Source organism: Paractinoplanes abujensis (assembly GCF_014204895.1).
In the GTDB taxonomy this organism is placed as follows: domain Bacteria; phylum Actinomycetota; class Actinomycetes; order Mycobacteriales; family Micromonosporaceae; genus Actinoplanes; species Actinoplanes abujensis.
Genome location: NZ_JACHMF010000001.1, coordinates 6,169,663 through 6,195,521 on the forward strand (window position 1 = coordinate 6,169,663; position 25,859 = coordinate 6,195,521).

At 70.8% G+C, this 25,859-nt stretch carries 22 protein-coding genes and 1 pseudogene; 13 read left to right on the forward strand and 10 right to left on the reverse strand.

Going from position 1 to position 25,859, the window contains the following annotated elements; all coding sequences use genetic code 11:
* Position 1: 1 nt before the first annotated feature.
* Entirely contained in the window at positions 2-1,300 is a 1,299-nt protein-coding gene (locus tag BKA14_RS28240) for a DedA family protein (protein ID WP_184953843.1), read from the reverse strand.
* A gap of 127 nt (positions 1,301-1,427) precedes the next feature.
* On the opposite strand from BKA14_RS28240, the gene BKA14_RS28245 reads away from it, so the two are divergent.
* The 3 genes from BKA14_RS28245 (at position 1,428) to BKA14_RS28255 (ending at position 3,982) form a co-directional block, all read left to right on the forward strand.
* Positions 1,428-2,018, forward strand: coding sequence for a copper resistance CopC family protein (locus BKA14_RS28245; RefSeq protein WP_184953844.1), 591 nt, complete (start codon positions 1,428-1,430; stop codon positions 2,016-2,018).
* A 9-nt stretch (positions 2,019-2,027) separates the two neighbouring features.
* Entirely contained in the window at positions 2,028-3,155 is a 1,128-nt protein-coding gene (locus BKA14_RS28250; protein ID WP_184953845.1) for a Gfo/Idh/MocA family protein, read from the forward strand.
* A gap of 116 nt (positions 3,156-3,271) precedes the next feature.
* A complete protein-coding gene (locus tag BKA14_RS28255; RefSeq protein WP_184953846.1) occupies positions 3,272-3,982 on the forward strand; it encodes an NAD-dependent epimerase/dehydratase family protein in 711 nt (236 codons plus the stop codon).
* On the opposite strand, the gene BKA14_RS28260 is transcribed toward BKA14_RS28255, so the two are convergent.
* Entirely contained in the window at positions 3,972-4,412 is a 441-nt protein-coding gene (locus BKA14_RS28260; protein WP_184953847.1) for an SRPBCC family protein, read from the reverse strand. The two genes, BKA14_RS28255 and BKA14_RS28260, sit on opposite strands and share 11 nt — an antisense overlap.
* Positions 4,413-4,536: 124 nt before the next feature.
* On the opposite strand from BKA14_RS28260, the gene BKA14_RS28265 reads away from it, so the two are divergent.
* The gene (locus BKA14_RS28265; RefSeq protein ID WP_184953848.1) at positions 4,537-5,319 is read left to right on the forward strand and encodes a polysaccharide lyase family 7 protein; all 783 of its coding nucleotides are present in this window, start codon (positions 4,537-4,539) and stop codon (positions 5,317-5,319) included.
* A gap of 218 nt (positions 5,320-5,537) precedes the next feature.
* Positions 5,538-6,122 (forward strand): hypothetical protein, encoded by a 585-nt coding sequence (locus BKA14_RS28270; RefSeq protein WP_184953849.1) that lies wholly within the window; start codon positions 5,538-5,540, stop codon positions 6,120-6,122.
* On the opposite strand, the gene BKA14_RS28275 is transcribed toward BKA14_RS28270, so the two are convergent.
* The 3 genes from BKA14_RS28275 to BKA14_RS28285 are packed head-to-tail and all read right to left on the reverse strand — an operon-like array spanning position 6,119 to position 8,987.
* Positions 6,119-7,282: an ABC transporter permease gene (locus BKA14_RS28275; RefSeq protein ID WP_184953850.1), complete on the reverse strand. Its 1,164-nt coding sequence runs from the start codon at positions 7,280-7,282 to the stop codon at positions 6,119-6,121. The two genes, BKA14_RS28270 and BKA14_RS28275, sit on opposite strands and share 4 nt — an antisense overlap.
* Entirely contained in the window at positions 7,279-7,911 is a 633-nt protein-coding gene (locus BKA14_RS28280) for an ABC transporter ATP-binding protein (protein ID WP_184957005.1), read from the reverse strand. The genes BKA14_RS28275 and BKA14_RS28280 overlap by 4 nt, the downstream gene beginning before the upstream one ends.
* Before the next feature lie 26 nt (positions 7,912-7,937).
* On the reverse strand, positions 7,938-8,987 hold the full coding sequence (locus tag BKA14_RS28285; RefSeq protein ID WP_184953851.1) for a peptidoglycan-binding domain-containing protein: 1,050 nt from the start codon (positions 8,985-8,987) through the stop codon (positions 7,938-7,940).
* A 92-nt stretch (positions 8,988-9,079) separates the two neighbouring features.
* Between BKA14_RS28285 and BKA14_RS28290 the strand changes: the two genes are divergently transcribed.
* The 3 genes from BKA14_RS28290 (at position 9,080) to BKA14_RS28300 (ending at position 12,427) form a co-directional block, all read left to right on the forward strand.
* Positions 9,080-9,772, forward strand: coding sequence for a response regulator transcription factor (locus BKA14_RS28290; RefSeq protein WP_184953852.1), 693 nt, complete (start codon positions 9,080-9,082; stop codon positions 9,770-9,772).
* Entirely contained in the window at positions 9,769-11,550 is a 1,782-nt protein-coding gene (locus tag BKA14_RS28295; RefSeq protein ID WP_184953853.1) for a sensor histidine kinase, read from the forward strand. The genes BKA14_RS28290 and BKA14_RS28295 overlap by 4 nt, the downstream gene beginning before the upstream one ends.
* Before the next feature lie 130 nt (positions 11,551-11,680).
* The gene (locus BKA14_RS28300) at positions 11,681-12,427 is read left to right on the forward strand and encodes an ATP-binding protein (protein WP_184953854.1); all 747 of its coding nucleotides are present in this window, start codon (positions 11,681-11,683) and stop codon (positions 12,425-12,427) included.
* Between the two features lie 27 nt (positions 12,428-12,454).
* Here the strand turns inward: BKA14_RS28300 and BKA14_RS28305 are convergent, their stop codons facing one another.
* From BKA14_RS28305 to BKA14_RS28315, 3 genes and pseudogenes are all read right to left on the reverse strand, one after another.
* Positions 12,455-13,024, reverse strand: a complete 570-nt coding sequence (locus BKA14_RS28305) for a hypothetical protein (protein WP_184953855.1) — start codon at positions 13,022-13,024, stop codon at positions 12,455-12,457.
* 43 nt (positions 13,025-13,067) lie between these two features.
* A pseudogene (locus tag BKA14_RS28310) lies at positions 13,068-13,640 on the reverse strand (leucine zipper domain-containing protein); the annotation flags it as partial.
* Positions 13,641-13,749: 109 nt separating this feature from the next.
* Positions 13,750-14,319: a TetR/AcrR family transcriptional regulator gene (locus BKA14_RS28315; protein ID WP_239093345.1), complete on the reverse strand. Its 570-nt coding sequence runs from the start codon at positions 14,317-14,319 to the stop codon at positions 13,750-13,752.
* 61 nt (positions 14,320-14,380) lie between these two features.
* Here BKA14_RS28315 and BKA14_RS28320 point away from each other — a divergent pair, with 61 nt between their 5' ends.
* Complete coding sequence (locus BKA14_RS28320) at positions 14,381-16,102, forward strand: ABC transporter ATP-binding protein (RefSeq protein WP_184953858.1); 1,722 nt, start codon at positions 14,381-14,383, stop codon at positions 16,100-16,102.
* Here BKA14_RS28320 and BKA14_RS28325 read toward each other — a convergent pair.
* Positions 16,095-16,853 carry a DUF899 domain-containing protein gene (locus BKA14_RS28325; RefSeq protein ID WP_184953859.1) on the reverse strand — a complete coding sequence of 253 codons (759 nt, stop codon included), beginning with the start codon at positions 16,851-16,853 and terminating at the stop codon, positions 16,095-16,097. The two genes, BKA14_RS28320 and BKA14_RS28325, sit on opposite strands and share 8 nt — an antisense overlap.
* A 122-nt stretch (positions 16,854-16,975) precedes the next feature.
* Here BKA14_RS28325 and BKA14_RS28330 point away from each other — a divergent pair, with 122 nt between their 5' ends.
* Genes BKA14_RS28330 through BKA14_RS28340 form a run of 3 tightly spaced genes read left to right on the forward strand, consistent with a single transcriptional unit; the run spans position 16,976 to position 20,902 of the window.
* Positions 16,976-19,738, forward strand: a complete 2,763-nt coding sequence (locus tag BKA14_RS28330; protein WP_184953860.1) for an ABC transporter permease family protein — start codon at positions 16,976-16,978, stop codon at positions 19,736-19,738.
* Complete coding sequence (locus BKA14_RS28335; RefSeq protein WP_184953861.1) at positions 19,728-20,537, forward strand: ATP-binding cassette domain-containing protein; 810 nt, start codon at positions 19,728-19,730, stop codon at positions 20,535-20,537. Before BKA14_RS28330 ends, BKA14_RS28335 begins: the two co-directional genes overlap by 11 nt.
* The gene (locus BKA14_RS28340; protein ID WP_184953862.1) at positions 20,534-20,902 is read left to right on the forward strand and encodes a cell division protein CrgA; all 369 of its coding nucleotides are present in this window, start codon (positions 20,534-20,536) and stop codon (positions 20,900-20,902) included. The genes BKA14_RS28335 and BKA14_RS28340 overlap by 4 nt, the downstream gene beginning before the upstream one ends.
* On the opposite strand, the gene BKA14_RS28345 is transcribed toward BKA14_RS28340, so the two are convergent.
* Positions 20,899-22,512, reverse strand: coding sequence for a chitinase (locus tag BKA14_RS28345; RefSeq protein WP_184953863.1), 1,614 nt, complete (start codon positions 22,510-22,512; stop codon positions 20,899-20,901). The genes BKA14_RS28340 and BKA14_RS28345 overlap by 4 nt on opposite strands.
* Positions 22,513-22,852: 340 nt before the next feature.
* On the opposite strand from BKA14_RS28345, the gene BKA14_RS28350 reads away from it, so the two are divergent.
* On the forward strand, positions 22,853-25,741 hold the full coding sequence (locus BKA14_RS28350; protein WP_239093346.1) for an EAL domain-containing protein: 2,889 nt from the start codon (positions 22,853-22,855) through the stop codon (positions 25,739-25,741).
* The last annotated feature ends 118 nt before the right edge of the window (positions 25,742-25,859 follow it).

Consider the following 25,859-nt stretch of genomic DNA (forward strand, 5'->3'; position numbering starts at 1 on the left):
GTCACACTAGGACATGGGTGCGCCTCGGGGTCCGGGACGCCCAGATCGCCGCGTTGAGCACCGCCCAGGCGCCGCCCAGCAGCACCGCCGCGATCGTCTCGCTGAGGTGGCTCCAGCCCAGATAAACCCACGAGCCGGCGCAGAGCACGACCCCGGCCGCGGCCAGGGTGCCGCCCGCCACCCGCTGCGGCCAGGGCAAACGCCGCGTCGACACCCAGGTCAGCAACCCGACGACGGCGGCCAGCTGAGCCGTCTGCGTCGAGGCCAGCGCAGCCAGCGCCGGAGCGGCGGCGGTCAACGGCAGCGGACCCTCGTATTCGGCAGCCGACGGGAAGAACACGTCGGGCGGCCCCTGCCAGGAGGGCGGCACGGCGATCAGGAGAACCAGCGTCAGAACGGCCAGGGGCAGCAACGGGGCCAGGCCGTCGACCAGACCGGTACGCCGCCACCAGGCCCGGGCCAGGGCGATCACGGCGGCCACCCCGAGCAGGATCTCGGGGCTGACCGTGGTGGCCAGCTCGAGGGCGAACCGGTAACCGTCGGAGGTCCACTGGCCACGAGCCCAGGCCGCGACCGCGTCGTCGGCCGCGGACAGGCCGCTCAACTCGACGATCAGCGGCATGACGAAGATCAGCAACAGGGCGCACAGCACCAGCGCGGACAGGCTGGTCAGCACGCGGGCGGCGCCGTTGCCGATCAGGACGGGCCAGTCGGGCACCCGCATCGGATGCGTGCCCAGCCAGCGGCCGGCCAGCACGAGGGCGACGAGCAGGGCAGTCAGCACGGCCAGGGCGCCCCCGGCCCGCCCCGCGCGGGCGGCCAGCACGTCGTAGGAGGCGCCGGCCAGATAGCTGCCGAGCACCAGCCACAGCGACCAACCGGCCGCGGCGGGAGTGTGAAAGGCGACGAACTTCCGGTACGGCACCCCGTTCATCCCGGCCAAGCGGGGCACCAGCGTCCGGGCCCCGGCCACCCACTGCCCGAAGAAAACCGACCGGCCGCCGTAGCGCTCGAAGATCCGCTCGGCCCGCTGCCAGTGCCGCTCCCTGACCCAGCGCGACCGCGGCCCGCGCCGCCGCCCGGCAACATACCCCCCGGTGCCACCGATCAGTGCCGCCGCCACGGCCACCAGCGCCGCCGGAACAATGCCCACCACCTGTTCGTTGGCGAGCAGGCCCAGCGCCACGAGCGCGGTCGCCGACGGCAGCACCAGACCGGCGAGGAAAGCCGCCTCGGCCGCGACCAGCGCCGCCACCACCGCGAGGGCCAGCCCGGCGGGCAGGGCATCGAGGAAAGCCACGCCCGCAGACTATGAACGCGCACACCCCAGGCGTATCGGTGAGATTCCCCTAAGCTCGTCCGGGAACTTTCCCGCCGGTGGCAGCGACCAACAACTCCCCGGCATCGGACAGAAGGACCTTGTGACCATGACCAAGCCCGTGACCCGCCTGCTCGTCGCCCTGGCCGCGATGGCGGCGGTGCTGCTGCCCGGCGCGCCGGCGCTCGCCCACAACGCGCTGGCCGAGGCCACCCCGGCCAAGGGGGCCACGGTCAAGAAGGCCCCGACCACCGTCAAGCTGAAGTTCCTGCAGAAGCTCAACCCCGAATACACGACGATCACGCTCGCCGGCCCCGCGAAGATCGAGACCTCGGAGCCCAAGGTCGAGGGGGCGACCGGCTCGATCACGTTCGACGCCCTGGCCAACGGGGCCTACACCGTGGCCTACCAGGTGGTCTCGACTGACGGGCACACGGTCAAGGGATCGTACAAGTTCACCGTGGCCGACCCGGCTGCCACCGCGGCGCCCACCACCGCGCCCGCCCCGGCTCCCGACGAGTCCCTGGTCCAGGTCGCGCCCCCGGCCAGCAGCGCCCCCGCACCGGCCCCCACCACCGACCTCGCCTCCACCGAGTCGGACGACAGCAACACCGGGACGTACCTGATCCTCGGCGCGATCGTCGTGGCCCTGCTGGCCTTCGGCGGCTTCCTCTTCGCCCGGCACCGCAAGGCTGGTTAAGCTCCGTCGATGGGCATCAGCGTCGCGGTTGTCGGGTTCGGCTGGATGGGGCGGGTGCACGCGCAGGCCTATGCGCGGGTCCCCCACCACTATCCGGGCCTGGGCCCCGTCCGGCTGGTGGCCGTGGCCGACGACGTGCCGGGGCGGGCCGAGCAGGCCGCCCAGCGGTACGGTTTCGACGAGCCGGCCGTGGACTGGCGGACCCTCGTCGGCGACCCCCGCGTGCAGGCCGTCAGCATCACCGCCCCCAACTTCCTCCACCGCGAGATGGGCAGCGCGTTCGCGGCGGCCGGGCAGCACATCTGGATCGAGAAACCGGTCGGGCTGACCGCCGGCGACGCCCGCGCGATCGTCGGCCCGGGGCAGGTAGCGGTCGGCTTCAACTACCGGAACGCGCCCGCCGTCGAGAAAGCCCGCGAGCTGATCGCGAGCGGTGCGATCGGGGCGGTCACACACGCCCGGTTCCGGTTTCTGAGCGACTACGCGGCGCATCCCGACGGCGCGCTGAGCTGGCGTTTCGAGCGAGCCCGGGGCGGTAACGGCGTGCTCGGCGACCTGGGCGCGCACGGCGTCGACCTGGTGCGCCACCTGCTCGGCGAGATCGGCTCACTGGTCGCCGACACCGCGATCTTCATCCCGGACCGGCCGCGCCCGACCGCCGCCACGGCCGGTCACGAACGCGGCAGCGGCGAACCGGGGCCGGTCGAGAACGACGACTGGTTCGGCAGCCTGCTGCGGATGAGCTCCGGGGCGCGGGTGACGCTCGACTGCAGCCGGGTCGCGGTGGGCGAGCAGAACAGCTACGGCTTCGAGATTCACGGCACCAAGGGCGCGCTTTTCTGGGACTTCCGCCGGATGGGCGAGCTGGGTGTCGCCACCGGCCCGGCCTATCAGGACGAACCGGTGCGCACCCTCTTCGTCGGGCCGCTCGACGGCGACTTCGGGGCGTTCCAGCCGGGCGCCGGCATCCCCATGGGTTACGACGACCTCAAGGTGATCGAGGCCGCGCGCTTCCTGCGGTCGGTGACCGACGGAAAGCCGTACGGGGCGACTCTGACCGACGCCGTGCGGGCGGCCGAGGCGCTGGACGCCATGGAGGAATCGGCCCGGAGCGGGGCCTGGGTGAACCTGCCCTAGCGACGACCCGTGCGCAGCAGCCGCCGCGCGGTCCGGGAAGGAAGCGTGGTCTTCGGCCCGGCCGTCCCCACTGGCTGGCGGGTGGAAGCGACACTCCCGCGGGTACTTCCCCGGGTATGGCGGAGATTCTGATGACCGGCGCGTCCGGGCGGATCGGACGGATGCTGCGGGACAGGCTCACGCTGCCGTGGCGAGTCACGCCGGTCGACGTCACCGACGCGGACGCGACCAGGGCGGCCGCTCGGGACGTGGAGGCGATCGTGCACCTGGGGGCGATCGCGGGGCGGGGGTCGTTCGACGAGGTGCTGTCGGTGAACGTGCGGGGCACCGAGAACGTGCTGCGGGCGGCGGTCGGTAACGGGGTGCCGCGGGTCGTGCTGGCCTCCAGCAACCACGCCGTCGGCTACTGGTCGCGCGAGGAGGCCGGGCCGGGCGGGTTGCCGGACGACGTGCCGCCGCGGCCGGACACGTACTACGGCTGGAGCAAGGCGGCCACGGAGTCCTTGGCCCGGATGTACCACGACCGCTACGGGCTGCACGTCGTCTGCCTGCGGATCGGGGCCTGCTTCCCCGCACCGCGCGAACCCCGGCACCGGGCGCTGTGGCTCTCTCCCGACGATGCGGCCCGGCTCGTCGCGGCGTCGCTGCGGGCCGACGGGTGGCACGTCGTGTGGGGTGTCTCGGCCAACGCGGACCGCTGGTTCTCCACCGCGGGCGGGACGGCGATCGGCTACGAGCCGCGGGACGACGCGGCGGACTGGCCGATCGACGCGCCGGACTGGAGCCGGGACGAGCATCGCCTGGTCGGCGGGGCGCTCACCGGTTGAAGCGCCGGGCCAGTTCCGCGAGCCGGCTGCGCTGGACGGAACTGGTCTGCTTGACGACGAAACCGCGCAGCAGCGACGGTGAGCTGACCTCGATCGCCTCGGTCAGGGAGGTGGCGCCGTCGGGGGTGGCGGCCAGGTCGACGGTGGCCGTGAGGCGGACCGCACCGGGGCTGACCACGTGGCTGATCAGGCGTACGTCGGGAATCTCGGCGGTCAGGGTGACCCGGATGCGGTTGTCCCAGTGCAGCGGGCCCAACCGGAAGCGCTCGACGGCCACGTACGTGGTGGTGCCCGCGGCGTGCCGGATGTCGCGGACGGCCACGACCAGCGGGGACAGGCCGATGTAGCTGTGCGGGTCGAGCAGGTGGGCGTAGAGGGTCGCGGGCGGGGCGGCCAGGAGGACGGTCTCGCTGAACCGGTCGGTCGGCATAGGCCCGATCCTTTTTTCAAGGCGCTGTAAAAATCTGACCAGCGCATCCATTGACATTCTATCGACAGGAGTCTTTATTGTTAACCGTCTTGCCAATCCCCCTGAGGCAAACGGAGTATCCCCCATGAAGAAGCGCACCCTGCTCGCCGCGACCCTGTCCACAGTGGTGGCCGGTGGTCTCGGCCTGCTCGGCGTGACCAACGCCCACGCCGCCGCCCTCAACCCCGCCGTCGCCCCGGGCGGCAACTTCAACCTCTCCGTCTGGTCGCTGCAACTGCCCATCGGTTCCCCCGGCAGCCCCGAGACGATCTCTCCGGCCCGGCTCAAAGGCGCCAACGGCTACACCAACCCGGCGTACTTCTGGACCGACAAGAACGACGGTTCGATGACCTTCTGGGCGCCGGAGAAGGGCGTGACCACGCCGAACTCCAAATACGCGCGCTCGGAACTGCGCGAGATGAACGCCAACGGCTCGGCCGCCGACTGGCCGCTCGCCGGCAACCACACCCTCAGTGCCGACCTGCGCGTCGTCTCGGTGACCAAGAACGTGGCGGTCGGCCAGGTCAAACTGGGCACCGGCGGCAGCTCCACCAAGCCGCTGCTCGAGCTCTACTACCGGGCCAACGGCGACATCTACCTCGGCCAGCAGCGCAGCCCCACCGACGGCCAGACGCTGCACAAACTGGGCAACGTGCCGCTCGGCCAGCGCTGGACCTACGTCATCAACGTCACGGGCAACAAGGCCGGCCTGACCATCAACGGCAACCGCACCACCTACACGATCCCGTCGTCGTTCAACCCGTACAAGCAGTACTTCAAGGCCGGCTCGTACAACCAGTCATCCTCGGAGAGCACCACCAACGGGGCCAAGGTGAAGTTCTACGCCCTCTCGATCACCCACAACTGACCGTACGACTGGAAGCCGCGCTGCCCGGGCAGGAGCGCGCCGCCGGACGGGGAGCGCGGTGCCCGGGCCGGGTCCGCTCTGCGAGCGCGGCCTGTGGCCGCCTCGTGGAGGGCCATACCGCTTGGGAAATCTGACAGCTTCCTGACTTCTGGCCGGGAGGCTGGCCGTTCGCAACGGGGCAACAGCGCGCCGGGGCGGCGGACAGGGAGGCGTGTTCCATGCGGAGAAGTCAGGCGTTGGTGGTCGCGGCGGTCGCGCTCACGGCGTTGTCGGCGTGCGCGGGCGGCAGCGGCAGCGGCAGCGGTAAGACGGAAGGCGACGCCAAGGTGGCCACGTTGACCAGCGCGGCGCCGCAAAAGACGGAGAAGGCGGAGAAGGCGGCGCAACGCCCGCGGGAACGGCTTGACACCACGCCCGAGGAGTTCGAGGCGATGCTCGGGCCGTACAACAAATGTCTGAAGGAACGCGGCTACGCCCCGGACGACCTGAAGCGTAAGGCGGTCTCGGATGCCGCGGCCCCGGCGGTGGGCCCGGCGTCCGAGGCGATGGACGAGGCGTACCGGGTCTGCGAGGCGCAGTTCTATCCGCTGCCCCCGTGGGAGAAGGACCCGGCCAACCCGGAGGCCCGCGACTTCGCCGTGGCGGTGGTCAAGTGCCTGAAGAACAAGGGCGTCAAGTACGTCGAGGTGGCCGAGGACGGGCTCAGCTACGCGCTGGGCGGCGACCAGAACGACCGCCGCTCGATCACCATGGGCATGGACCTCGCGCCCGAGTGCGAGCGCGAAGTCGCGGCGAAGAACTAGACGGTGGCCAGCGCTTGGGTCGGGGTGAGCCGGGCGGCGCGCACGCTGGGATAGAGCCCCGCGAGCACGCCGATCACGACGGCTCCCCCGGCCCCGGCCACGGCCGCCTCCACGGGCACGACCAGCGGCCAGTGCTGCCACGAGGCGTAGCCGATCGTCGCGGCCAGCCCCAGCCCGGAACCGGCCAGCCCGCCGATCGTGGCCAGCACGACCGATTCGGTGAGGAACTGCAGCCGGATGTGGCCCCGGGTCGCGCCCAGGGCGCGCCGCAGCCCGATCTCGGAGCGCCGTTCCAGCACGGCCACGACCATCGTGTTGGCCACCCCGATACCCCCGACGACCAGCGCGACCGCGGCCAGCGCCAGGAACAGCACCGAGAAGCTGCTCTCGGTGGCCCGCTTGGCCGCCAGCGCGTCGGAGGGCCGGGTCACGTTCACCCGGCCGGGCCGTTCCGGATAGATCGTCTCGGCCAGCACCCCGCGCACCTCTTCGAGCTGGTCCTCCTCCGACTGCACATAGAGGACGGTCGGGTGCCCGTCGAAGCCGAGCACATCGCGCGCCGCCTCCCAGCCGACCAGCACCGAGCGGTCGACGTCGGGTGAGAGTGGCGTGGTGGCCAGGATCCCGACCACGGTGAACCGGGTCTCGCCGATCACCACCTGCGGGCCGGGGGCGGCGACACCGAGCCGGGCCGCCGCGATCGAGCCGAGCACCACGGCCGGGAAGTGGGCGGTGGCCTCGTTCAGCCACGAACCGGACTGCAGCCGGGCGTTGATCGTGGGCAGCAGGTCGAGCCGGCTGGCCAGCACGGTCAGCCCCGAGCCGTTGCTCGCCGGCATGCGGTCGTTACGCCGTACGAGGGAATGGGTGTTGGCCACGGCGCTGACCGCGGTGACCGGGCCGATCCGGCGCACCATCTCGACCGCCGACTCGGGGATGCGGGTCGGCGGCTCCTGATCCGGTACGGCCGTGGCCTGCAGCGTGTTCGTGCCGAGCGCGCTCAGTTCGTCGAGCAGAGCGGCCTGGCTGGACGCGGGGATGCCGGTCACGACGATCATGGTGGCGATACCGATCGCGATGCCCAGCGCCGACAACGCCGCCCGCGCGGGCCGGGTCCGCAGCCCCAGCAAGCCCAGGTCGAGCACGTCGATCGGGCTCATGACCGCACCACCCGCCCGTCACGGATCTCGATCTGCCGCGGCATCGACGCCGCGATGTCGCGATCGTGGGTGATCACGACGATGGTGGTGCCCTCGTCGTTGAGCCGGCGCAGCAGACCGAGCACGGCTTGCCCGTTCGCGCTGTCCAGGGCGCCGGTCGGTTCGTCGGCCAGCACCAGCGACGGTTCGTTGACGAGCGCGCGGGCGATCGCGACGCGTTGCCGTTCGCCGCCGGACAGCTGCTGCGGGCGGTGACTCGCGCGATGCCCCAGACCGACCCGGGTCAGCGCCTGCAGTGCCAGTTCCCGACGACGGCGGCGCGGCGTCCCGGCGTACAGGAGCCCGGTTGTCACGTTGTCGACGGCGCTCAACCCGTCGGTCAGGTGGAACTGCTGGAAGACGAAGCCGATCTCGCGGGCGCGCAGGCGGGAGAGTTGCCGGTCGCGCAGCCGGGCCACGTCCTGCCCGGCGACGGCCACGCTGCCCGAGGTGGGCCGGTCGAGGGTGCCGATGATGTTGAGCAGCGTCGACTTGCCCGAACCGGAGGGCCCGACGACCGCCACCAGTTCACCGGCCTCGATGGCGAGGGTGACCCCGGCCAGCGCGGTCACGCCACCCGGATAGACCATGCTCGCGTCGCGCACGGACAGCACGCTCACGACGCGACCACCACTTCGGTGCCCTCGTCGAGGCCCGCGCCGGTGACCTCGACCCGGCCGTCGGCGAACATGCCGGTCTTCACGGCGACCAGCCCGTTCGGTCCCTGCACGGCGTAGCCGCCCTCGCTGAGGGCCACGAGCGCTTCGATCGGCGCCGTCAGGACGTCCTTACGTGTACGCCCGGGGAAGTTCACCTCGACCTCGGCCGTGTCGAACGTGGCCACGCTCGCCGGGTCGTCCAGCACGATGGTGACGGTCAGCTTCGGCGGGCCGTCGGTCGCGCCCGCGTCGGCCGACGCGACATCGCGGCCCACGGAGAGGACCCGAGCTTTTGCCGTACGGTCGTCGGGCAGGCTGACGGTGAGGTGACCACCTCGGCGGATGGCCGCGGCGTCGGCCGGCTGGGCCGCCACGGTGATCACCTTGCGGGTCGACGTGACGGTCATCAGCTGCGCATTCGCCGGTGAGCCCGGCTGCACGGCGATCGTCTCCACCCGTACGGCTCCGGACTGCACCTCGATGTCGCCCACCGCGATCGTCCCCGTGACCGGCCGCTTCAGGTCCTTCTGCCAGCGCTTGACCGCCGCGATCAGGCCGGGGGTGAGTTCGCCCTCCTCGCGGCTGCGCTGCGGGCCGGTGCGGTAGCCGAGCGCGCGCAGGTTGTCGACGATGATGCGCACGTCGCGGCCCTTCATGCCGGGTGCGGCTATCGGCCGGAAGAGCGGCAGGCCGCCGTAGAAGAGCGGCACCGGCTTGTCGTCGGCGCGGAACAGCTGGTCACCGCGGCGGACGGTGGTGCCCGGGGCGGGCAGCCAGGTCACGGTGGCCTCGGCGTGCCCGGTCAGCGGGCGGGCAGCGCCGAAGCCGAGAGCACCCGGCAGCGACGTGACCGTGGACAGCGTCCGCCGCTCGAGCGCGACCGTCTCGACCGCCACCGTCTCGCGGGCCACCGGTTCCCGCCCGGCCTGATGCCGGGTCGCCACGTACGTCGCGCCGGCGGCCGCACCGGCCAGCACGACACACGTGACCAACCATCGTCTCCACATGGCGAACGAGAGTGGCGGGGGTTCGTTAGGAAACCGTCAGGTATCGCGGAAACCAGCGATCACATGTGCGGGGCGGTTTTATCATCGCCGCCATGTGCGCACAGGTGCTGGTCGCGGACGACGACCCCCGGCAGGCCGAGGTGGTTCGCCGCTACCTGACCGCGGAGGGTCACGAGGCCGTGGTGGTGCACGACGGCCGCACGGCCCTCGACAGCGCCCGCCGGCTGCGCCCCGACCTGCTCGTTCTCGACGTGATGATGCCCGGGATGGACGGGTTGCAGGTGTGCCGGACACTGCGTCAGGAATCGGACGTGCTGGTCCTGATGCTCACGGCCCGGACGACCGAGGACGATCTGCTGCTCGGGCTCGAGCTGGGCGCCGACGACTACCTGACCAAGCCGTACAGCCCGCGCGAACTGATGGCCCGCGTACGGACGCTGCTGCGGCGAGCCCCCGCTGCTCCGATGATCTCGTCGACGGCCCGGCACATCGGACGCATCACGGTTGAGCCGGGCCGGCATCAGGTTCTGGTCGACGGCGAGCCGATCGAGTGCACACGCGGCGAGTTCGCGATCCTGGCCGCGATGTCCGAACAACCGGACCGGGTGTTCACCCGCGCCCAGCTGCTGCATCACACGCGCGGCATCGACCGCAGCTCGACCGAACGCACGATCGACGTGCACGTGATGAACCTGCGCCGCAAGATCGAAGTTGATTCGCGCCGGCCCGTGCATCTGCTGACGGTCCACGGCGTCGGTTACAAACTGGCCCCGGGCACCCCGTGAGCCGCGGCCGGGTCCCGCTGCGGCACAGCCTGGTCACCCGGCTGCTGGTCACGTCGGTGCTGATCGCGATCGCGGGCATCGCCTCGACCGCGTGGCTCGCCGTCCGTACGGCCACCCGGGCGATCAGTCAGGAGCAGGGTCGCGCGCTCGCCGACGACAAAGGCGTGTACGACATGCTCGTCCAGTACGCGGCCACACACGCCGACTGGACGGGCGCGCCCAAGCTGATCCAGGAACGGGCGCAGAAACTGGGCCGCCGGATCACCCTGATGACCGACGATCGAGCGGTGATCGTCGACTCCGGTCCCGGTCCGTCGCTGCACACGGCCCGCCCCTCGGCGGTGGTCGACCCGCTCAACCTGGACCTCAGCCTGACCGGGGGCAGCAGCCGGATCGACCCGCGGGCAGTGGGTCCGTTCCGGGTGCCCGCGGCCGACCGCGCGGCCCTGCTCCGGGTGGCCCAGAGCGATGTGGCCTGCCTGCGCAAGTCCGGGCTGGACGGGATCATCGGCAACTCCCCGAGCGGGCGGCCGGTGGTGACCGCGCGGCCGCCCGGCATCTTCGACTCGGGGTGCGCGGAGCTGGACTCGTTCGTCACCAAGAGCGAGGAGAAGGCGTTGAGCGCCCTGTCCCGGCCCGTCGCCCGCTGCCTCAAACTCGACGCGCGCGTCTTCGAGCTCTACGTGCGGCCGGACTTCTCGACGTACGTGGCCAAGGCCGCCGGCGACCGGCGGGTGCCCCGGCCCACGGCCGGATACTTGTCACCCGTCGAGGCCGCGGTCGGGCCGGCCGACGCCTCCCGGGTCGACCAGTGCGTCGAGAAGGCCCGGCGCGCGATCCTGCAGCCGTACGTGGCCCCGCCCGCGCTGCTCTTCGTCACCGACCCGCGCTCCGACCCCGACCCCTTCACGCTGTCGGAGGAGAACACCGTGCGGATCGTGGCCGTGACCGGCGCGGTGCTGCTGGCCACGATCGTGGTCACGGTGCTCGTCGGCCGCCGGCTGGTGCGGCCGTTGCGCGCGCTCACCGACTCGGCCGACCGGCAGATGCCGGCCGCGGTGTCGACCAAGGACGAGATCGGCCGGCTGGCCCGCGCGCTCAACGACAGCACCGACCGCCGCGACCGGGCCGAAGCCCAGCGCCGCGCGATGGTGAGCGATGTCGCGCACGAGTTGCGCACGCCACTCACGAACATCCGCAGCTGGCTGGAGGCGGCGCAGGACGACCTGGCCCCCACCGACGCGCAGTTGCTCACGTTGCTGCACGAAGAAGCAGTCCTGCTGCAGCACATCATCGACGACCTGAGCGACCTGTCCGCCGCCGACGCGGGCACGCTGCGCATCCACCCCGAGCCGATCTACCTGCGCGACGTGCTGACCCAGGTGGTCGACAGTCACCGCGGCGCGGCCAACGGCGTGGACGTGGCGATCGAGGTCGACGGCGACCCGGTCGTCACGGCCGACCCCGTACGGCTGCGGCAGTTGGTCGGCAACCTGCTCTCCAACGCCATCCGCCACACCCCCGCGGGCGGCACCGTCACGGTCGGCGCGAACGCCACGGCCATCACCGTGCGCGACACCGGCGTCGGCATCGCGCCGGAAAATCTGCCACGCATCTTCGACCGCTTCTGGCGCGCCGACGAATCCCGCAGCCGGGCCACCGGGGGCAGCGGCCTGGGCCTGGCCATAGCCCGCAAACTGGCCGACGCCCACCACTTCACCATCACCGTCGAAAGCGAGCTCGGCCGCGGCACACTCTTCACGATCACGTTCCGCTGATTGGTCAAGCGTTTCCTTGCCTGCAGATGGGGAAGTCAACGGGCCGATTCGGGGACCGGCGAGTTCGATCCGGAGGTCGTCCACCGTCACGTTGTGACTCCGCACAGCCGTCCAGCTGGGAGTGCGCGCTGTGGCACCCGTTTCGGAAGCACCACTGACCTGGTCCCTCGAGACCCACAACGGCCTTCTGGTGCTCGTTGTCGCCGGGACGCTGGACGAAATCTCCGGAGAGTCGCTCCGTGCGGGTGTCATGGAGTTGTCGCGGCGTCATCGGGCCGGAATGCTGATCGATGCGAGGGCACTTTCGGTGGCCACTGCCGCCGCTGTCACGGTGTTCACCAGGATCATGGACGAAGCGCGACGGTGGCCCGACGTCCGGGTGCTGGTGTGCGCACCGTCCGCGGCGGTGGCACCACTTCTCTCGGCCGACGTGCTGAATCCGCGGCTGTTGTTCACCAGCGTTGCCGCGGGCCGGACGGCCGTTCGGGCCGCCGTTCCGACTATTACCGAAAACATGCTGCCGGTTCTCGGGGCTGCGCGACGGGCTCGGGATGTCATCACCGAGGCCTGCCTGCGCTGGGACGAACCCGACCTGATCGGCTCGGCCACGCTCGTCGGCACCGAGCTGGTGAACAACGCGGTCGTGCACGCTCGCACCATGATCTCGATGAGAGTGCGGCTGCAGCTGTGTCATCTGCACATCGCCGTCACCGACGGTTCAGCCGAGCACGCCGTCCGACGGCCGTTGAATCCGCACCACGTGGGCGGCCGGGGTATCCCCCTGGTTGACGCCTTCTCCGCCGCATGGGGATCGACGCCGCTGCCGACCGGGAAGGTGGTGTGGTCGGTACTCGACCGGCCGCGCGACCACTCGTGACGCGCCGACAAAGTTCCCGGCCGGCTTTCACCGGTCACGGCGATCGGCGGACTCGTCGATGGCACGTTCGAGGGCAGCTTGCTGGCGGACGGCATCGGCGGCGGCGCGGTCGGCTCTCGACGCGTTTCGGTCGGCGGCCGAGGCGTGTCGGTCACGTTCAGCGGACGCCCGGTCACCGGCTGCCGCGGCCTGCTCGCGCCGTACCTCATCGAGGTAGTCGCGGAACGACTCGCGGTCGGCCGCATCCTGTTCGCGGTCGGCGGCTGCGGCCCGGCGGTCAACCGTGGCCTGTTCCCACAAGATGAGCAGCTGCTCCGGATCGGGTGGGTGCTCGGCGGCCATTTGTTCCCGGCGCTGCGCAGCTTCGGCGCGCTTGGCCGCCGCACGGTCGCGAAGCTGCGCCTGCCACAGCCGATCGGATTCGGCCTGCTGCGCCGCCTGCCTGGACTCCGAGCGAGTGGTCGCGGACTGGTCACGGGCGCAGGCGTCACGGTCACGACCCTGCGCGGCGGAATCCCGCGCCTCGGCCGCGTCATCGCGGGCATGGCCCGCTCGGTCACGATCATCCGGGCTGTCCACGCCGTATCGCGCCGTCATGTATCCATCATGCCCTCGCTCGCCCTCACCTCGTACGGGCTAGGTCCAGGGCGGTGTGCAGTAAGGCGTAACCGAGCCGGGCACCGCCACGGCTATCGGTGGTGTGCCACGCGGTGGCGGTGCGGTTGAGTTTGCCCTGGGCACGGCCTTGGGTGCGCCAGCCGCCGCCATCGGGGATGTTGCCGAGTTTCTTGACGTCGACGTGGATCAGGTCGCCGGGGGCGGCGTGTTCGTAGCGGCGGATCGGTTCGGCGGTGGCCCGGTCCGGATCCGTCAGGCGGGCGGCGCCGGCCCGGCGCAGGATCGCGTGGCAGGTCGACGCGGGCAGGCCGAGACGCCAGCCGATCCGGGCCGGTCCCAGCCGTTGACGGCGTAGCTGCAGGACGCGGCGTTCGACCGGGACCGGGGTGCGGTTCGGACTGTGGTGTGGCCGGCTGGATCGGTCGGTCATGCCCGCAGGCCCTTCGGCTCGGTAGCGGTCGGCCCACCGTTTCGCTGTGGTCACGGCGACCTGAAACCGGTCCGCGGCCCGGCGCAACGGCCAGCCGTCCTCGACGACGCACCGGGCCAGCCGCACTCGGCCGAGTTCGGTCAACGGGGCGTTAGCGTGGGGCACGAGGACCTCCTGGGTGGTGGTGTGGTGCTGTCGCAAGCTCCACCTCACCCGGAGGTCCTCACCTATTTCAGGGCTTCCGCCGCGTTACCAACGTCCATGGAGAGAACACTTAGGTCAGGTCTCTATCCCGTACGGGCTGGGCCGGGCGGAGGGCGTTGGTCAGTGTGCGGGTCAGCAGGTCGAGCACGTGGTGGCGGGACGCATCGGGGCGCTCGCCCAGATAGGACCACGCCGCGTAGAGCTGGGACCAGAGCAGGTTGAGCACCCAGTCGGCCGGCAGCACGGGGTCGATCGAGCCGTCGCGGCGACCGCGTTCGATCACCGTGTTGAGCGACGTCTCGTCCTGTGTCTCCCAGCATTCGCCGCCCTGCTCGCTGAAGATCAGGGACAGCAGCGGGCCGAGGTCGAAATACTCCCGGCAGAGCCGCAGCAAAGCCTCGCCGCCGGTGCCCCGTTCGAGCTCGGCCAGCTGTGACGCGCGCACGAGGCGCTGCCCGCCTTCGACGGCGACCGCTGCCAGCAGGTCGGCCCGTTCGGCGAAGTAACGGTGCAGCGTCGTGCGCCCGACCTGGGCCGCCGCCGCGATGTCGCCGAGTGAGCAACCGGGGTTCTCAGCCAGCAGGCCGATCGCGGCATCGAGGATCGCCTGCCGGGTGCGGTTCTTGATGCCGGAGGTCACGGCCACACTCTACGGGAATTGGCATTGCCCGCAATGGAACACATGTGTTCCACTACGAATCATGCAGATTCTGCTGCGCCTCCTCCGCCCGCACTTCCGAGTTCTAGTGTTGGGGCTGGTCCTGGGCCTGATCGCCAACGCCGCCAACCTGGCCGCACCACTGGCCACCAAGCGGATCATCGACACGCTCGGCACCGGCGACGCGCTGACCGGCCCGATCACGCTGCTGCTGGTGCTGGTGGTGATCGGCTCGGTGATCGGGCTCTGGCAGTGGATCCTGATGGGCACCCTGGCCGAGCAGGTCGTCCTCGACGCGCGGCTCTCGGTGATCCAGCGCTACTTCCGGGCCCGGCTGGCCGAGCTGACCGGCCGCCCCACCGGCGAACTGGTCACTCGGGTCACGGCCGACCCGGGCCTGCTGCACCAGGCCTCGTCGAGCATCGTCGGCCTGATCAACGCGTCCCTCGCCTTCGTCGCGACGCTGGTGCTGATGGGCACGCTCGACCTCGTGCTGCTGTTGTGCACGCTGGCCGCGGTCGCGATCGTGGGCGCGGTCATGGCCCTGTTGCTGCCGACGATCAGCAAATCGCAGAAGGCGGCGCAGGACGCGGTGGGCGACCTCGGCGGCGAGCTCGAAGGCACGCTGCGCGCCATGCGTACGGTCAAGGCCAGCCGGGCCGAGCAGCGCCAAGGTGAGCGCATCGAGTCGGACGCGCGCCGGGCCGCGGCCTTCAACATCCGGGCGGCGCGCCGGGCGGCCTGGGTGTGGACGGTCTCCTGGAGCGGCGTCTCGCTGGCCATCATCGCGGTGCTCGGCGTGGGTGCGTGGCGGGCCGACGCCGGTCTGCTCGAGGTCAGCAGCCTGATCGCCTTCTTGCTGTACGCGTTTCAGCTGATGGGCCCGATCGGTGAGCTCACCAACAACGTGACGGCCCTGCAGTCCGGCATCGCCGCGGCCCGCCGGATCAGCGAGGTCTACGCCATGACGCCGGAGACTTCCACCCCTGCGCCCGGCTCACGGGTCGCCGACGCGCCCGTCCTGTCCGTGCAGGGCGTGAGTCTGAACTACACGACTGACGGTCCGGCGGCCCTCGACGACGTCACCCTGACGATCCCGTCGCGCGGCCACACCGCGATCGTCGGACCGTCCGGGGCCGGCAAGACGTCGCTGTTCTCGCTGCTGCTGCGCTTCCTCGACCCCGACACGGGGGAGATCTACCTGCACGGCCGGCCCTACCGCGCGCTCACCCACAGCGAGATCCGGGCCGAACTGGCGTACGTGGAACAGGAGGCCCCGGTGGTCCCCGGCACCATCCGCGAGAACATTCTGTTCAGCCGGCCCACAGCGTCGGACGAGGAACTGGCGGCCGTGCTGGCCCGCGTCAACCTGGCCGACAAGGTCGCCACCCTGCCGCAGGGCGTCGACACCCCGATCTCCGGCGCCGAACTCTCGGGCGGTGAACGCCAGCGCATCGCCCTGGCCCGCGCGCTGGTCCGCACCCCCGCGATCCTGCTCCTCGACGAGGCCACGGCCCAGATGGACGCCCTGACGGAGGCCGCGGTCCAATCCTCCGTACGGGACCGGGCCGCCACCGGGGCCGTCGTGACGATCGCCCACCGCCTGTCCACGGTGATCGACGCCGACCACATCATCGTCCTCGACCGCGGCCGTGTCCGCGCCACCGGAACCCACCAGGCCCTCCTCGAGTCCGACGACCTCTACCGCGGCCTGGTCGAGGCGCTGCGCATCGCCGTCCCGTCGGCGGCCGGCTCGGTCAGCTGAAGTCCGGAACCGGGCCGCGCCGCGTTTCGGGGCGGCCTTTCGGCTCCTCCCATTCCTCTTGGCGGCCGAGGGCGGTCATGTCGAGGATCCCGTACGCCCCACCGGTCTGCTCGGTCCCTCGCCCGTAGGTCGAGTAGGTGTGGAAGACGTCGTCACCGCTGCGCAGAAAGCAGCTCATTCCCGGCTGCTCCATCGGCTGCTCGTCCTCGTTCAGCATCCACTCGAACCCGGCCGCCCGCAGCTCCTCCGGTCCCCGATAGTTGAACTGAACCGGCGCCTTCGCAGCGTCGATCGTGACATTGAAGTCGTAGTTGAACTCCGACCCGAACGACGAGAACATCGGAACGCTCCAGCCCCGCTTCTTCCCGTACGCCGTCAGCTTGCCCCACGGCGCCCTGGCGATCACGGCGTACGTGGTGCCGCGGGCCCGCAAGTGCCGGAGCAGCCCCTCGGAAAGCTCATCCACTGCGGCCGTACAGCTGCCGCAGCCTTCCGCCCAGTCCGGGTGGAACATGAAGTGCTGGACAACCAGCTGCCGCTGCCCTTGAAACAGGTCGGTCAGTGTCACGGACCCGTCGGGCCCCTCGAACCGGTAGTCCTTGTCCACCCTGACCATGGGCAGCATCCGCCGGGCGGTGTTCAGTTCGTCCTTGGCCCGGAGCGCTTGTTTCTCCTTGGCCAGCAGTTCCCTCCGAGCCGGCAACCACTCGTCGCGCGACACCACCGCGGGCAAAGCATGCGTCTCATCCATGCCGACACGTCGAACCTGGTTCCCGGATTTTGCGCCGCGCTCGGTACGGGGTCGTGGGAGCGCGACCAATCGGATAGCTTCAGCAGCGATCGGCTTTGCGGGTTCACGGCCTGAGGAGGCTCATGGCGTCCGGGGATCGGCTGGCCGTTGCGGCGCTGGTGGGTGGGGTGCGGCAGCGGGCCTGGACGGCGTTGACGCTGTGCGCGTTTCTCGTGCTGGCGGCGGCCGCGGCGGCCGGGCCGATGTTTGCCGAGGCGTCCGACAACGCGGCTTTCGAGGTGCGGCGCGAGCAGATTCCGGCCACGGCCCGGCAGAACGACGCGGCTGTCGTGCGGCTGTCGGCGAACGTGGGGCCGGACAGCCTCGACCAGCAGAAGGTCATCGAGGATCTGCGCACTGTGGACGGCCTGACCGAGCCCGACCTGACGGGCGGGTCGATCGGGGCCGAGCTGGCCAAGCCGAGGTTCTGGGGTTCTACGGTCAGTGCGCACGGCAGGACCGAGCGCGGGCGGCTGTTCGCCGTGGGTAGTCCGGCCGAGGAGCTCGTCGCGGTCGGTAAGGCGGTTGGCGACAACGGTGTGTGGCTGCCGCAGCCCATGGCCGAGGAGTTGGGTGCGCGGCCGGGTGACGAGATCGTGCTGGCTGTGGTGGTCGGCAACCGTGGGGAGCCGAAACGGGCGACGGCGACCGTCAGCGGTGTCTACGCGGTCGACCGGGGCGGGCGGTTGCCGGCCGATCCGCGGGGTAGCACGAAGTGGGCCTTGCGCACCGGCGACACTCCCGGCGACACCGAATACCGCACTCTGCCGGCGTACCTGCTGGTCGGCAACGTGGCGACTGTCGAGCGCCTGGCCAAGTCCGTGGACGATCAGATCTTGTGGGCGGTCGAGGCCGCGCTGAAGCCGGGGGTCACGCTCAGCGAGGCCGAGCGCACCGCCGCGCAGATCGACTACAAGCGGCGCTATTACGCGACCGTGCGGCCGTCCGACGGCGACGATCCGCTGGCCCTCAACTTCGCCAGTGGGATCGGCCGGATCGTCGCGACCGCGCAGGCCACGACCGGGACGGTGCGGCAGCGCACCCGGCCCGTGGAGTGGGCGGCGATCGGCGTCGGGCTGGCCTCGGTGCTGGCCGTGGCGTTGTTGTCGGCGCGCCGCCGCGAGCGGGAGCTGCGCCACACCGCCGCCGTCGGCATGTCGCCGATCTCCGTGGGTGGCCTCTGGCTGCTCGAGAACCTGCTGCCCGCGGCGGCCGGGGCGGGGCTGGGCTGGCTCGTCGCCTGGCAGCTGGTCGAGCGGTTGGGGCCGCCGGGCACGATCGGCGAGTCGCTGGAACCGGCGGCGGTGACCGCGGCGGGCGCGGCCGGGGCCGGGGTGCTTCTGGTGGCGGTCGTGGGTGCGGCCGCGGCGGCCCGGCGGGTGCGGCCGGCTCCGCCCGCCATGGCGAAGCGCCCCATCCCGTGGGGTCCGATCCTGATCATTGTGGCGCTGGTCGCCGCGGCGGGGCTGTCCCAGGCCGACGGCGTACGCGGGGTCGATCTGCTCGTTCCGCTGCTGGTGCTCGTCGCGGCCGGGGTGTTCGCCGGCTGGCTGCCCACCCTGCTCCGCGGCGGCGGCAAGATCCCGTCCGCGCCCTCGCGGGTGGTCGTGTGGCTGGCCCGCCGGCGGCTCGAGTCGGGCGGCACCGAGCGGCGGCTGGCCGTTCTGGTGGTGACCGCCGGGCTGGGCATGTTGCTCTTCGCGCTGTCCGCCCTGCACTCCACGGAGTTGTCGGCCGACGACCGGATCGCCGTGGCCGCCGGGGCCGAGGCGGTCGCCAAGGTGAACGGGTCGTGGGAGCTGGACGACCAGGCGCCGACCGCACCTCCGGAGATCCCGAACCGGGTGGCGCCGAAAGGGCTGGTCCCCGGCGTACGGGTGCCGCCTCTGCCGCCGGACAGCACGGCGGTGTGGCGTACGGACGTCACCACGCCACTCGACGACGGCCAGCGCGACCTGCTGGTCATCGACCCCGCGCGCTTCCGGGACGTCGCCTTGTGGGGCAACGGACCCGATCTGGCCGCGGCCCGCGCCGCCGTGGCCGCGCTGGCCGCCCAGCCCGCCGACGTGGACGGCATGCCCCGCGCGATCGTCGTGGCCGATCCCTCGACCGCTGACGTCCCCCTCGTACGGGTGACGCTGGGTTTCAACGCCGAGAACCTGATGATTGCGGAGCGGGTGAACGCCTTCCCCGGCATGCGCGGGCGGCCGATGTACGTGGTGGCCGCCGACCCGATGTTCGCCCTGCTCGGCGTGGACGACCCCCGGCTGGTGCCGCGCACCGAGCTCGGCTCGCCCATGTTCGTGATCCAGACCTACCTGTGGAGTTCGGCCGGTGAGCCCGGCCTCCTGGCCGTCACCGAGCCCAAGGGCGTGCAGCCGGAACGCGTCGACACCGCGGCCCAGCTGCGCGAGGACGGCGCCTACGTCGCCACGAGCCGGGCCCGGGGCTATCAGCTCGCCATCGCCGGTTACCTGGCGTTGCTGGCGATCCTGACGCTGTGCATCTACGCCCAGCGCACCGCCGTGCTGCGCCGCCCGTCCGACCTGATGCTGTCCCGGATCGGGCTGGGCCGCGCCCGGGTGCGCCGCGCCCGTACGGTGGAATTCGTCCTGCTGGCCGTGCTCTCCTTCGCCTTCGCCGTGGCCGGCGTGGCCGCGCTGATCCCCTTGGGCGGACGGCTGCTCGACGACCAGCCCGGTTTGCTGCCCGCGTTCTCGTTCCAGCTCACCCCGACCGGCCTCGCCATCACCGCGGGGGCTGCGGCCGTCGCCACGGTGCTGGCAGTCTTGATGACAGCGGCCCGTTCGCCCGGTCTCGAGGAGGAGGCCTACCGTGACAACTGACCTGCTCGTGGGGCGCGAATTACTTCAGCTGTACGCCGCCCGGACCGGCCCCACCCAGGCCCTGCGCGGCGTCGACGTGTCGGTGGTGTCCGGCCGGGTCAGCGCCATCACCGGCCCGTCCGGCAGCGGCAAGTCCACGCTGCTGGCCGTGCTGGCCCTGCGCGAACGGCCCGCCGGCGGCGAGTTGCGCCATCGTGGCCGCCTGGTCTCCTCGCTGTCCCGCCGAGACCTGCAGAGGTTGCGCCGCCGCGAAATAGGCTGGGTCGCCCAACGCCCCACGCACAGCCTGTTCCCCCAGCTGGACGCGCGCGGTCAGATCACTCAGATCGCCCAGCTGCGCCGGGTCAAGGTCGACGTCGACGCCGCCCTGGCCGAGGTCTCGCTGACGTCCCGGGCCACCGCCCACCCCGGCATCATGTCCGGCGGCGAACAACAACGGCTGGCCGTGGCCGCGGCCGGCGTGGGCCCGCCGTCGCTGCTGATCGCCGACGAACCCACCGCCGAACTGGACGACGAGTCGGCGGCCCTGGTCCTGCGCCTGCTGCGCGCCCGGGCCGCCGCGGGCAGCGCGGTCGTCATCGCCACGCACGACGCCCGCGCGATCGCCGCCTCCGACACGGTCCTGCGCCTGCGCCACGGCGTCCTCTCCGGCGAACACAGCGCCGGAGAGGACCGCACGGTCGCCATCGACGGCCTGGGCCGGCTGCAGCTCCCCGAGGAGGCTCTTCCGCTGTTCCCCGACGGCCGGGCCGTGGTCACGGTCGTCGACGATCACGTCGAATTGCGCCCACCGGCATGACGGGCCACGAGGACGAAGTCATCGCGGCTTATGCCGCCGGCGAAGCCGTCGGGTCCATCGCCCGCCGCCTGGGCCTCACCGCGGACGACGTGCGCGGTGTAGTCGTGCGGGAAACGGGAACCGCCCCCAGCGGCCGCTCCTCGCTCACCCTCGTCATCGGGATTCTCCTGCTGGTGCTGGGCTTCTTCGTGCTGTGCCTGGGAGCGGCCTGGCTTACCTTCTACTCCCTGTCGGAGCAGCGCTATCCGGTGGAGTCGTGGGGACGCGGCAATTTCGCCGTCGGCCTCGGCGCTCTGGCGGCCGGGCTGGTGCCGATCACGGCCGGCGCTATCCTGCTCCACCTGACCCGCCGCGACGATCCCTAGTTGGTCCGGGGCTCGCCGGGGATGGTGAAGAGCGGCTTCCACGGGTCGTCCGCGTCCACGGGGAATTCCATCGACGGAGCCTCGTCCTTCGTGGTCCATCTGGCCTCGTACGGGAGACCGCCGAACAGGACACGGTCGCCGCGGCGGTAGATCGGGCCGGCTGTCCACGGGTCGGTTACGCCGGTCACCACCGGGACGGGGCGGGGGGCCTTCTCGACCGGGCTGACCGGGCCGATCACCGACCACGCGCTCTGGGTGCCCGCGGGCGGGGCGGCCGCCGGGTCCTGGCCCGAGTTGGCCCACTTGGCCTCGTAGACGACGCCCTTCCAGACGACCTTGTAGCCGCCCGCGTACATGGCCGTCATCCGCCAGATCGGGTACGGGCTGGTCTTGGGGTCGTCGACGGTGGCGGCCCGGTTGGGGATCTCCACCGAGTCGTAGTTGTCGCTGCCCGCGGCCTTGCCGGGCAGACCGGCGAAGACCTTGGAGAAGGCCAGCGCGTCCTGGTCGACGCCGCTGCACGTGTTGGAGTGGACGACGACGTTGGCGAACGTGCCGCGGCAGGGGGCGTCGCGGTTGATCGACCACATGGAGACCCGGCCCAGGCCGTTGTCGACGGCGAAGCGGGCCAGACCAGCGGCGTCGTCCAGGGTGAAGCGTTCGGCGTCGACGTCGTTCTGGCCGATCATCGGGGTGGCCCCGATCCGCGACCACACCTGCGGCGACGTCAGTTTCTGGCCGAGGGGCAGGTAGAGGTCGGACAGCTGTTTGTGGGTGCCGTTGAGCGCGCTGGTGCTCAGCGCGAGCATGTCCGGCCGGGCTTCGCCGCTGTTGAAATCCATCGTCATGACGTTCACGCCGCGCAGTGCGACGCCGCCCTCGAGCATGCCGCGCACCACACCGACGCCGTCCTCGGTCAGCCCGCTCGGCGCGACGGGCAGCGTCAGCCACACGGCGAGCGGCTTGCCGGCGGCCGCGCGTTCCTTCTGCACGGCGGCCACCGCGGTCACCCGGCGCTGCAGGGAGGCCTGGTCGGCCACGGCTGTGCCCTCGATGTCGAGGTCGAGCGTCTTCACGTCGTACCGCTTGACCAGGTCCCGGTACGCGGCGGTGAGCCGCTCCTCGTCCGTGCAGGCGACGGCCAGCTCGGAGTTGTTCAGCCCGCCCAGGCTGAGCGTGATGTCGCCGCCGGCCTGCCGTAGCTGCGCGATGCGCCGGTCGAGTTCGAGCAGGTTGCCCGCCCCGTCCAGCGTGTAGGCGCCGCCCCAGCTGGGGCTGCAGGCGTTCTTGGGGTCGGCCACCACGAAGCCCAGCGCGACGTCGTTGGCCGGGTTGGCGGTGGGGTCCTGGAACTGGAACGTCGGGGTCAGCGTGACGTCGACGTACGGCACGGCCCACGACTTCGCGGTCGGGCCCGCGGTGTTGCGCAGGTGGATCACTCCGAGGGTGCCGCCCGCCCCGAGCAGGCCGAGGATGAGCACCAGCAGGCCCAGACGCGTCCACGACAGCCGGGCCCGCGGCTGCTCCGGTTCCTGCCAGTCCGGGTCGGCCAGGGGGTCCGCGAGCGGGTCGTAATCGGGCCGCACGGCTACGGGTGTGGCGCGGTCCATGAAAGCCCTTTCGATTTTTCGAGTCGCCACACGCTGGCCTACCGGAGCCGCTTTCACGATCGGGTGAAAGGACGAGACCGGTGGGGCGCGAGGGACTGTTCTTTCGGCCGTAATCCCGACCGGCAAAGCGGGATCGGGGGTTCACAATTCCGCGGACATCGCCGCGCGGTGTCGCCGCAAATCGCACCGAAAGGCCCAGACACGCATGCCACGCACATCGGCGGACCACGGAAAACGGGACGCCCAGCGCCAATGGGGGGCCGACCGGCGGACGGACCCTCACCCGATCGTTCCGCCCCCGGTCTCCGAAGGCAGGATCACCCGGGGCCGGCTGGCGATCGTGGTGACGATCACGGTCTGGGCGTGCTACATCACATACACGATCATTCAGCAGTTCATCGCGGGTCACGCCTATTCGGTGCGGCTGGCGATCGAGGCGATCGTGTACATGTTGGTGGTCACCGGACTGGCCGCTTCGGCCACCGCGTACCTCATTACGCGAATCGGTTATTTCTATCGCGCCCGCGGTCATCAAAGGGCGCCGCGCGTCATGCTCGACGAGTTCATCGGCGGCGGGAAAATGCCGTCCGTACACGTCCTGGTGCCGTCCTATCAGGAGGATGAGCGCACCAACCGCACGACATTGCTGTCGGCGGCGCTGCAGGAATACCCGGGTCTGCGGGTGACGCTGCTGATCGACGACCCGCGCGCGCCCAGAACGCGGGCCGCACGGGACATGCTGCTGGCCGCCCGCGCGCTGCCCGGCCAGATCGAGGGCGAACTGAAGGTCCCGTTCTATCGGGTCTCGAACGCTTTCGCGTATTTCGACGAGCAGGTGCGCATCCGCGGCGGCTACCTGGTGATGATCGAGGACATGCACCGGCTGGCCGACGAATACCGGTACGCCTCCGACTGGCTGTACGACCTGGGCGCCCGGCAGGAGATCGTCGACCACACCGACTCGTTCTTCGTCGAGCACATCGTCAACCCGCTCGCGGCCGAACTGGGCCAGATCGCGGGCGCGCTCAACAAAGGCGCCGACGAGCAGGTCGCGCTACCGATCGCGCGGATGAACCAGTTCTACAAGCGGCTGCTGGCGATCTTCGACGTGCAGGTGACCAGCTTCGAGCGCAAGAAGTACGTGTCGCTGTCGCACGAGCCCAACAAGGCGATGAACCTGAACAGCTACATCGGGCTCATGGGCGGCGCCTACCAGGAGGTCAGCACGCCGCTGGGCACCGCGCTGGTGACGGCCGGCCCCAACCGCGCGGACCTGGTCGTGCCGAACCCGGACTACGTGCTCACACTCGACGCGGACAGTGTGCTGCTGCCCGAATACGCGCTTCGCCTGGTGCACCTGCTCGAACAGGGCGCGTTCGCGCATCACGCGGTCGCGCAGACGCCGTATTCGGCCTATCCGGGCTCGGCCACGCGCATCGAGCGCATTTCGGGCGCCACCACCGACATCCAATACATCGTGCACCAGGGCATGACGCATTACGGCGCCACGTTCTGGGTCGGCGCGAACGCCGTGCTGCGCAAGAAAGCCCTCGACGAGATCTGCGAGACCTCGTACGAGGGTGACTGGGAGATCAAGCGGTACATCCAGGACCGTACGGTCATCGAGGACACCGAATCGACGATCGACCTCGGCGTGCGGGGCTGGCTGCTGCACAATTACCCCGAACGGCTGGCCTACAGCGCCACGCCGCCCGACTTCGGTTCGCTCTGCATTCAGCGGCAGCGCTGGGCCAACGGCGGACTGCTCATCCTGTCCCGCCTGAAGGACCAGTTCCGGGCGAAGTCGAAACGCGAGGACAAGAACCGCTTCGGCGAGTACTTCCTGCGCGTCAACTACATGGCCTCCATCTTCTGGAGCTCCGTGTGCCTGGTCGTGATGCTGGCCTACCCGTTCAACAACGAACTGCTCAACCCGATTCTGCTGCTCATCTCGGTGCCGTACTTCTTCATGATGGCGGCCGACCTGAAACAGCTCGGCTACAAGCGTTCCGACATGTTGCGCATCTACGGCTTCAACCTGATTCTGCTGCCGGTCAACCTGTCGGGCAGCATCGCCTCGCTGCTGCAGTTGCTCACCGGCGAGAAAAGCGCGTTCAAACGTACGCCGAAAGTCCGCAACCGTACGACGGCGGCGACCAGCTACCTGATCCTCCCGCTGGCGCTGATCGCGCTGTGCGTCTACACCATCTACGTCGACATCGAGCACCAGCTGTGGAACAACATGGTGTTCGCGGTGCTCAACCTGACCCTTTCCCTGTACGCGATGATCGCGTTCGTCGGTCCGGGCAACACGGTGGTCGACCTCTTCACCCACCTGCGCAACTGGCTGGTGCGCCCGGTGGCGCCCAAACGGACCCGCAAACGGCGTACCAAGAAGAAGGCGGCCGCGCCCCCCGTCCCGACCGCCGGGGCCGGAGACTGGGCCCAGGTGCTCCACTACCGGCACGAGACCGGATCGAATGCCGGCCACACCACCGTGCGGTTGCAGCGCAGCCAGACCGGGGACTGGAAGGCCGCCTCGTCATCGGCCTCGCAGGCGCACGCGTTCGAGGAGTTCAGCTTCTTCACGGTCTTCCAGCCGGTCTACAACATGATCAACGGCCATGTCGTCGGTTACGAGGCGCTGACCCGCTTCGCCGACGGCAGCAACCCGCGCGAGGCCCTCGCGTCCGCCGCCCAGCGCGGCGTGCACATCGCGCTCGACGCCGCCCTCATCCAGGCCGCCATCGCATCGTCGGCGGCCCTGCCCAACGGCACATGGCTGTCGGTCAACGCGACCGCCGACCTGTTGCGCCACCCGCACGAACTCGCGCAACTGCTCGCCGGGTCCCGCCGCCCGCTGGTGCTGGAGACCGGCGACGCGGAGGCGGCCGAGGTGGCCCGGCTGGGCGGCGGCGTCCGGCTGGCCGTCGACGACCTGGGCGCCGGCTACGAGACGCTGTCGCTGGTCGAACACGTACGCCCGGCGTTCCTCAAACTGGGCCTGAACTCGATCACCGGCATCGAGACCTCGGGCGCCCGCCAGGCTGCGATCCGCGCGCTCGTCCAGTTCGCCGACCAGCACGGCTGCACGGTGATCGCCGAAGGCATCGAAACAGCAGCCCAACGCGACGCCCTGGTGGCCTGCGGCGTCCCGTTCGGCCAGGGCTTCTACCTGGGCAAACCGGTCCCGGTAGAAAGAGTCCTGACCGGCGTGGGCGGCTGGTAACGCTATCGCCGTCATGTAGGGGTTTTCGGGGTGACCCCACAGGGGGTGAAAGCAGGGATTGCCGGGCATCTATGCCGTTGCCAGGGTGAGTCCATGAGACGTTTTCTGGACATCGCCG